Annotated in this window: 9 protein-coding genes and 2 pseudogenes; 3 read left to right on the top strand and 8 right to left on the bottom strand. The window is 41.0% G+C overall.

Translation table 11 applies throughout. The features are described from left to right. Positions 1-175: 175 nt before the first annotated feature. The 3 genes from dapF to AB685_RS24415 all read right to left on the bottom strand — a co-directional run bounded on the left by dapF (position 176) and on the right by AB685_RS24415 (position 1,587). Positions 176-1,009, bottom strand: coding sequence for a diaminopimelate epimerase (gene dapF, locus AB685_RS24425; protein WP_047973187.1), 834 nt, complete (start codon positions 1,007-1,009; stop codon positions 176-178). 25 nt (positions 1,010-1,034) lie between these two features. Next, positions 1,035-1,274 (bottom strand): hypothetical protein, encoded by a 240-nt coding sequence (locus AB685_RS24420; RefSeq protein ID WP_198530577.1) that lies wholly within the window; start codon positions 1,272-1,274, stop codon positions 1,035-1,037. Between the two features lie 76 nt (positions 1,275-1,350). Then, the gene (locus AB685_RS24415; RefSeq protein ID WP_047973185.1) at positions 1,351-1,587 is read right to left on the bottom strand and encodes a YuzB family protein; all 237 of its coding nucleotides are present in this window, start codon (positions 1,585-1,587) and stop codon (positions 1,351-1,353) included. Between the two features lie 188 nt (positions 1,588-1,775). Here AB685_RS24415 and AB685_RS32515 point away from each other — a divergent pair. Then, positions 1,776-1,937, top strand: a pseudogene (locus AB685_RS32515) (TetR/AcrR family transcriptional regulator); the annotation flags it as partial. Between the two features lie 411 nt (positions 1,938-2,348). Next, positions 2,349-3,419, top strand: coding sequence for an NAD(P)/FAD-dependent oxidoreductase (locus AB685_RS24410; RefSeq protein ID WP_047973184.1), 1,071 nt, complete (start codon positions 2,349-2,351; stop codon positions 3,417-3,419). A 466-nt stretch (positions 3,420-3,885) separates the two neighbouring features. Here the strand turns inward: AB685_RS24410 and AB685_RS24405 are convergent, their stop codons facing one another. Together AB685_RS24405 and AB685_RS24400 are read right to left on the bottom strand one after the other, a co-directional pair. Then, positions 3,886-4,191, bottom strand: coding sequence for a YuzD family protein (locus AB685_RS24405; RefSeq protein ID WP_082153756.1), 306 nt, complete (start codon positions 4,189-4,191; stop codon positions 3,886-3,888). A 60-nt stretch (positions 4,192-4,251) separates the two neighbouring features. Continuing rightward, positions 4,252-4,617 (bottom strand): SDR family oxidoreductase, encoded by a 366-nt coding sequence (locus AB685_RS24400; protein ID WP_053073945.1) that lies wholly within the window; start codon positions 4,615-4,617, stop codon positions 4,252-4,254. 249 nt (positions 4,618-4,866) lie between these two features. Here AB685_RS24400 and AB685_RS24395 point away from each other — a divergent pair. Continuing rightward, positions 4,867-5,161 (top strand): annotated as a pseudogene (locus AB685_RS24395) (NifU family protein). 77 nt (positions 5,162-5,238) lie between these two features. Here the strand turns inward: AB685_RS24395 and AB685_RS24390 are convergent. From AB685_RS24390 to thrC, 3 genes are all read right to left on the bottom strand, one after another. Continuing rightward, a complete protein-coding gene (locus AB685_RS24390; RefSeq protein WP_047973179.1) occupies positions 5,239-5,469 on the bottom strand; it encodes a transcriptional regulator SplA domain-containing protein in 231 nt (76 codons plus the stop codon). 62 nt (positions 5,470-5,531) lie between these two features. Further along, positions 5,532-6,452 carry a homoserine kinase gene (thrB, locus tag AB685_RS24385; protein WP_082153755.1) on the bottom strand — a complete coding sequence of 307 codons (921 nt, stop codon included), beginning with the start codon at positions 6,450-6,452 and terminating at the stop codon, positions 5,532-5,534. Beyond that, positions 6,449-7,341 (bottom strand): threonine synthase (gene thrC / locus AB685_RS24380; RefSeq protein WP_047973178.1); only part of this gene is annotated, 893 nt, incomplete at its 5' end. The genes thrB and thrC, both read right to left, overlap by 4 nt.

Genomic DNA, 7,341 nt, shown 5'->3' with positions numbered 1-7,341 from the left:
TCATCTAAAAAACCTCCCAATGAAAATCTACATCTATCTTGTTTGCATCTTAAGTTTATTCCAAATAATCTCCAATCTCTACCTTATTTCACAATAAGTTAAGGCTAATTTGTGAAMCGTTTCACAAAGTAATTTTAAAGAGAAACTGGCATGAGCGATACCAGTTCCTATCTTACTACTTTCTTTTATATACACCTTCACAGATCACTTCTGCAGCTCCGGTCATTAATACATCGCCGTCTTCTCTCCACTCAATCTCTAAATCGCCACCGAGTAAATGAACGGTTACTGCTGTTCCTTTTCTGGCATGATGATTTAAAATAGATGCAACGACGGCTGCACAAGCACCTGTACCACAAGCTTGTGTAATGCCAGATCCACGTTCCCAAACACGGAAATGAAGCTCAGTTTCACTGACTACTTCCACAAACTCAACATTAATCCACTCTGGAAAACGTGGGTCCTTCTCAATAATTGGTCCTAACGTATCTACCGGAGCTTGGTTAATATCCTCTACAAAAAAAACTCCATGTGGATTCCCCATCGATACAGCTGTTAATTCAAGTTCTGTGTTGGCAACGTCAAATGGCTCTGCTACCACTTGATGACTCGCCTCTCCTTGCATCGGAAGGCTTTCTCTAGATAAACGTGGCTGCCCCATGTTTACAGTGACTGTATGTACACGCTCATTTTCTACATGAACCGTTGCAGTTACAAGTCCACCTAATGTTTCGATTTGGAAAGTCTCCTCATTAACGTATCCATGTTCATAAGCAAATTTAGCGACACAACGTAGACCGTTTCCGCAATTTTTCGCTTCTGAGCCATCATTATTAAATACTCGCATCTTTACCGGAGCTTTATCTGATGGACAGACTAAAATCATGCCATCTGAGCCAATTCCCTTATTCTTATCAGYCACTTCAATAGCAAGAGGTGCTAACTGCTCTTCTAATAGCCTTTCTTTAAATAGATCAACATAAATGTAACTATTGCCAAGACCGTGCATTTTTGTGAACTTCAATCCTCACGCCTCATTTCCTTAATTTTTCATCCGCCCAAAAATAGTCTTCATCTGCTTCTAAAATCGTAATCTTACTATGGCAACAAGGCATAATAAGATGGGTCTTCACACCATCTTTTGCCTGTTTATAATCACGTGCTTTCATATTCGTTAACACTTGCTCAGAGTCACAGAACGGACATGTACTTATATAAATATCCTCAAACTGCCGTTCATAAGGCAAGGTATTTTGAAACGGAATCACATCCATTCAACATCACCCTTTTTGATATAGATAGAAGGTTATATGTACAAAAGAAGCTTCTAGAATGACTAGAAGCCTACTATTAGAACATTGGATTTTCTTCTAAGTAATTATAAATATTTTCGACTAATTCTTCATTTGTTTCACCTGATATATATTCTCCATTTACAAGTGCAAAAGGAGTAACAGCACAGCTTCCACAATTTCCGAGACAGCCATACTCAATAATATCTAAATTGGGATCACGCTCTAGCTCTTCCATCGCTTTTTGCGTGCCACTTGCTAAGTTACTTAAACAAAATTCGATAATAGGACGCATCACTTTCACCTCAATTTTCTTGTCTATAATCCTACGCGCAAGCTCCTTATAAGTCAATCCTCTTCCCTTAGCAACCCCTAAAAAATTTACTTCCTTCAACCTCTAAAAAAATTCACAAATTTGTTGTTATTTATCGTATAAGTCGTTATAATCAAAACTGACCAGGGTCATTTTTAAGGAGCGACGACATGAGCGAAAAAGCAAAGAAAGAACAAACTAAGATAAGAATCGAACAGGCAGCCAGAGAATTATTTCTTGAAAAAGGGTTTTCCCATACGACTGTTTTAGAAATAACAAAAGCAGCTAATGTCGCTAAAGGCACGTTCTTTAATTATTTTCCTACAAAAGAATCGATCATGCAATCGCTTGCAAATGAGCGCATACAAGCTGCTCTTCCTTATATTGAACAAAATCATTTAAGAAGGCTTCCTTTAGTTGTGCGCATTCGCTCCTACTTACAATTTATTTTAAGCGATTATGACATACACCCTAAGCTTACAACTCAGATTTGGAAGCATGTCATTGAAGATGAGCAATCCCTTCTTCCTCATTGGGAAATACTATTGACACAAGCAGAGGAAAAAGGCGATATTCACTCACCAATCCCTAATAAGACATGGAGTCACATTATCAATAGCCATGTTTCATATGGTTTACAAACATTTGCTAACGAACCAACAAAGGCTCAGCTAGTCAATAAAGTCATGGCGTTGATCCATGCAAGCTTGGAAGCTATTACGGAACAAAGGAGACATTCACTTATGAAAAAACTTGTCATTTTAGGTGCTGGTTACGGCGGAATGCGGGTTATGCAACGCCTTTTACCTAACGACCTACCAGAAGACGTTGAGATTACGTTGATTGACCGACTACCTTATCACTGTTTAAAGACTGAATACTATGCACTCGCAGCAGGAACCGCTGCCGACCATCATTTACGTGTCCAATTCCCAGAAGACTCTCGTTTGARTATTAAATACGAAACGATCACTGAAATTCATTTAGAAGAAAAGACGGTTGAATTAAGCAATGGAGAATTCGTTCCTTATGATACGTTGATTATTGGTCTTGGTTGTGAAGATAAATACCATGGTGTGCCTGGTGCACCTGAGCATACGTATGGCATTCAAACAATGGGAGCTACAAGACGCACATATGAAGCTTTGAACAACGTTCGTCCTGAAGGAGTAGTCTCAATTGTTGGTGCAGGATTAAGCGGAGTTGAACTTGCCAGTGAACTTCGTGAAAGCCGCCCCGATTTAACCATTAAATTATTTGACCGTGGCGAGATCATCCTTTCCATGTTTCCTCGTCGCTTAAGTACGTATGTACAAAATTGGTTCATTGACCACGGTGTCGAAGTGATCAACAAATCAAATATTACAAAAGTTGATGAAAGTGCTCTTTATAATCATGATCAACGTATTGAAAGTGATGCTGTCATCTGGACAGCCGGTATCCAACCCGTTGAAGTCGTACGTAACTTAGATGTTGAAAAAGATCAACAAGGCCGTGTTGTCTTAACACCTCAACACTTCCTACCAACCGATGAAAATGTTTTTGTCGTAGGTGACTGTGCGAGCCTTCCGCACGCTCCAAGTGCACAGCTGGCGGAAGGACAAGCGGAACAAATTGTAACGATCCTAAAGAAACAATGGAATAATGAACCACTACCAGAAGAACTCCCACGCATCAAGCTAAAAGGCGTTCTTGGATCACTCGGTAAAAAACATGGCTTCGGACTTATGGGCGAGCGCACCCTGCTCGGCCGCGTACCACGCGTCCTAAAAAGCGGCGTATTATGGATGTACAAACACCACTCCGGGTCATAGAAAAGCGGAAGGGCTCGTTCAGGTATGAGGGCGGTGGAGCTTTGTCAAACGAAGCGCTGTTTGCTTCGTTTGACAAAGTGAAGCGACCGATGACCTGAGCCCTGAAGCTAGACAGGAAAAACGGAGGCGACTGGGCTGGCATGCGGAAATATGAGGGGGAGCGATATGAAGRTGCTTTTTACCTTCATTCGATCCACCGTTATTTCCCGCAGGACAAGGAGCCGAAGCTAGACAGGAAAAGTGAAAGAGCTACTGCAAATGCAGTAGCCTTTTTTTGATATGTGCGTAAAATTCGAGTTATGGGCGAAATTGCCGGGTGTATGTGCGAAATAATCGAAATTTGGGCGAAAAGCCGCCTTTTATGGGCGCCATATGCAATAAATGTGCGAACGACCTTCATCCTCTACTCTTATGTGCGAAACACGCCCCCACACGCCCCACCAGCTCCTCCTCCGATTCCAAAACCTCAAATACTCGCTTCAATTTTTTCGTAAATTGTCTTCAATCTAGGATTGCCTTCACCTACTACTTCATCATTGAACACAATCAATGGATAAAAGTATTCATCATCAAGAATGGCTTGTACATAGGAGCGGTGAGATTCATCAAAGCTGCCATGAATGTCAATATAATCTACTTCTACTTTGTTATCTTCAAACTTTCTCGATAAAGCAGCTTCTAACCATTCTTTTGTTTCATAAGCAGTTGGTAAATTAATGCAGCTTGCACATTTTTCCTCTGCTCCGTACACAACTAGCTTGATCTCTCTCATCAATAGCACCTCTCCTCTTCTTTAAAACAAGCATATATGAAACCGTGCAATAAGATCAATCTACTTTAGAGAAAGACCGCCATCAGCAATCAGATTATGTCTAATTATATACGAAGCATCTTTTGAAGCTAGAAAATAAATAATAGATGCTATTTCATCAGGTGCTTTGCCTATTCCTCTTGGATGCTTAGAATTTGCGCATTCAAAAGCCTTTTTCCCACCATAAAGCCAATGAGCAAACGGGGTGTCTACGAGTTCCGGTAATATCGCATTTATTCGAATACCCTGTTTGGCGTACCGACTTGCTAATGATTTTGTTAATGACTCATTGAGGCAAATGACTTCTGTTTCATTCGCTATATTCGCTTGAAAGAAATCAACATACCCTATGTAACCATTCGAATCACTTTCTTGAAGTAATTGCATCCCAATAGTTTGAGATCTTCCAACAGCAATGACGTGATCGCCTTCTTTTGCAAATCGATGAACGGCTGCTCTTCCAATCCCCTAAGTGGCCCCCGTATCCATTACCACCGTCATTCCTACCACACTCCCCCACATTATGTAAATACATTATACATAACTTAAACGAAATATACACTTATTGGAGTATCTCATGTAAAATAAAATAGAAATAAAATATTTAGCCTAGTTTTAAATGATCATTGCAGATTCATGGATTTTTTTTGCGTTGGCTATTATAATATAGAGTAGAAAGGGGTTGTTAATAATGGCAACAAGTACTGAAATGGTTGAGCAAGTACAGGAAGTATTAGAAAAGCTTCGTCCTTTCTTGCTTCGTGATGGCGGGGACGTTGAACTTGTAGATGTAGAGGATGGAATTGTTAAAGTTCGTCTTCTTGGCGCGTGTGGTTCTTGCCCAAGTTCGACTATTACGCTAAAAGCAGGGATTGAACGTGCTCTTCTTGAGGAAGTTCCTGGAGTTAAAGAGATCGAACAAGTATTTTAATTTTAGAAATGAATATCGATAGCAATCGATACTGAACCATATTAAAAAGCCCGCTTACGCGGGCTTTTTTCTTGTTACTACATCATATATTCATCAAACGATGCCTCTGCTTCTTCATAAGAGGAGAAGATTGCATCATCTTCTTCAATCGGATGATAATAATCAAATAATACAAACGACATTTGTCCAGGATTCATTGGATCGAATGCGATAGTGGCCTCTTGAATAGCTGAGACTGTTGGTGTATGTGGATTGCGATAAATCACATACACTTGTTGTCCCTCATGTAACTGATTGGCATCAAGCATGTTCGGACACTCCTTTTTTTCATGATGGTACTGGTTTGCCCGATATTGCTTGATCTATTCATTTAAGCTTCTTTTAAAAAGCTTGGTACTTTCACTTGGATGCCATGTTTAGCAGGCGCTAATACATCTACATCAAACTCTGGAAAACGGCTTTCAAGTACTTTTTTAACAGAACCACCTTGATGAAGAGGTGCAAGACAGAAGATGGTTGGACCTGCCCCACTTAAAGCTGCTCCATACGCTTGCGTCTCTTCATTCACTACATGGATCACTTCCTCTAGATGAGGAACGAGTTCACCACGATAAGGATGATGGAATACATCAGAASCCATCATTTCTCCTGCTAACTCAAAATCACCTTGTAACAAAGCTGCGACAAGAACATTCGCTACCCCACTCCCTCTAACTGCTTKTTTAAAAGGAAGAGTTTCAGGTAAAACTCCTCTTGCCTTTTTAGTTAGCAATTCATGTCTAGGAATGACCAATACAAGATCTAGGTTAGGAACACCGCCATATAAAACGTGAGTAGAATCCACAGTATGAGTTCCAATGACAAGCCCCCCGTAAACCGACGCGGCGACATTGTCAGGGTGACCTTCCCATAAGCTGGCTAGGCGAACTTTTTCTTTTGGAGATAGAGAATTTCCCATTTGTTGATTAGCAAGTTCAATTCCAGCAACAATCGCAGCAGCACTGCTGCCAAGACCTCTTGTTAGTGGAATATCACTTGTCATCTCTACTTCACAAGGAGAAAGCTGATAATCAAATGTCTTTGCAACATGATTAGCTACTCTGCAAATTAAGTTTTCCTCACCACTCGGTATCCCTACTAAATCTGGAGAGTCGGAAGAAAAGGACCATACCTCAGCTGGTTTGACAACCAAGTTTAAATAGCGATCAACCGCAAGTCCCACAGAATCAAATCCTGGACCAAGGTTTGCTGTGCTGCCTGGTACAGTAATCATAATAGGCTCTAAACTCACAGCGTAACCCCTCCCTTAATATGAGAAAGAAAGACATCTTTTTCATTCGGGAGAACTGTAGGTTTAACAGTCACTGTATCCATAGCTGTACTTGGATCTTTTAAGCCATTTCCAGTTAGAACACAGACAATTTTTGCACCTTTCTTTAATTCACCTGATGCCAATTGTTTTTTGACGCCAGCCAATGAGGCACATGACGCAGGTTCTGCAAATACACCTTCACGCTGAGCCAATAATTGATAGGCTTCTAGGATTTCTTCATCTGTTACATAATCAATGGCACCATTGGAATCTTTGGCTGCGCTCACTGCTTGTGACCWACTAGCTGGATTTCCAATACGGATCGCAGTAGCAACCGTTTCAGGTTCTTCGATGATTWTATCGCGTACAATAGCCGCAGCACCTTCAGCTTCAAACCCACGCATTTCAGGAAGACCTGTACCTTTTTTCTCGTTATATTCGTTGAACCCTTTCCAATATGCTGTAATATTACCGGCATTGCCTACAGGAATCGCCAACACATCTGGAGCTTGCCCTAGTGCATCACACACTTCAAATGCCGCCGTCTTTTGTCCTTCAATTCGATAAGGGTTAACTGAATTTACAAGGGTGATTGGCTCCGTTTCACTAATTGAACGAACGATTTCAAGCGCGTGGTCAAAATTCCCTTGAATTTCTATTACCTCAGCACCATACATAACAGCCTGAGCCAGCTTTCCAAGGGCAATCTTCCCCTCTGGAATGACTACTATACACCTCATGCCAGCACGCGCCCCGTAAGCCGCCGCTGCTGCAGATGTATTACCAGTTGATGCACAAATGATGGTGTCACTGCCTTCTTCTTTCGCTTTAGCTACTGCCATCACCATGCCGCGATCTTTAAAAGAAC

This window comes from Bacillus sp. LL01 (genome assembly GCF_001037965.1).
The sequence above is the reverse complement of the archived record's forward strand: the minus strand, read 5'-3'. Positions and strand labels throughout refer to the sequence as shown.

What these genes read in the sequence shown, in the direction of transcription:
- AB685_RS24400 (WP_053073945.1), bottom strand. Translation starts at nt 4,617, where the DNA reads ATGCAATTACTTCAAGAAAGTGATTCGAATGGTTACATAGGGTATGTT.
- AB685_RS24405 (WP_082153756.1), bottom strand. Translation starts at nt 4,191, where the DNA reads ATGAGAGAGATCAAGCTAGTTGTGTACGGAGCAGAGGAAAAATGTGCA.
- AB685_RS24415 (WP_047973185.1), bottom strand. Translation starts at nt 1,587, where the DNA reads ATGCGTCCTATTATCGAATTTTGTTTAAGTAACTTAGCAAGTGGCACG.
- AB685_RS24390 (WP_047973179.1), bottom strand. Translation starts at nt 5,469, where the DNA reads ATGCTTGATGCCAATCAGTTACATGAGGGACAACAAGTGTATGTGATT.
- AB685_RS24420 (WP_198530577.1), bottom strand. Translation starts at nt 1,274, where the DNA reads ATGGATGTGATTCCGTTTCAAAATACCTTGCCTTATGAACGGCAGTTT.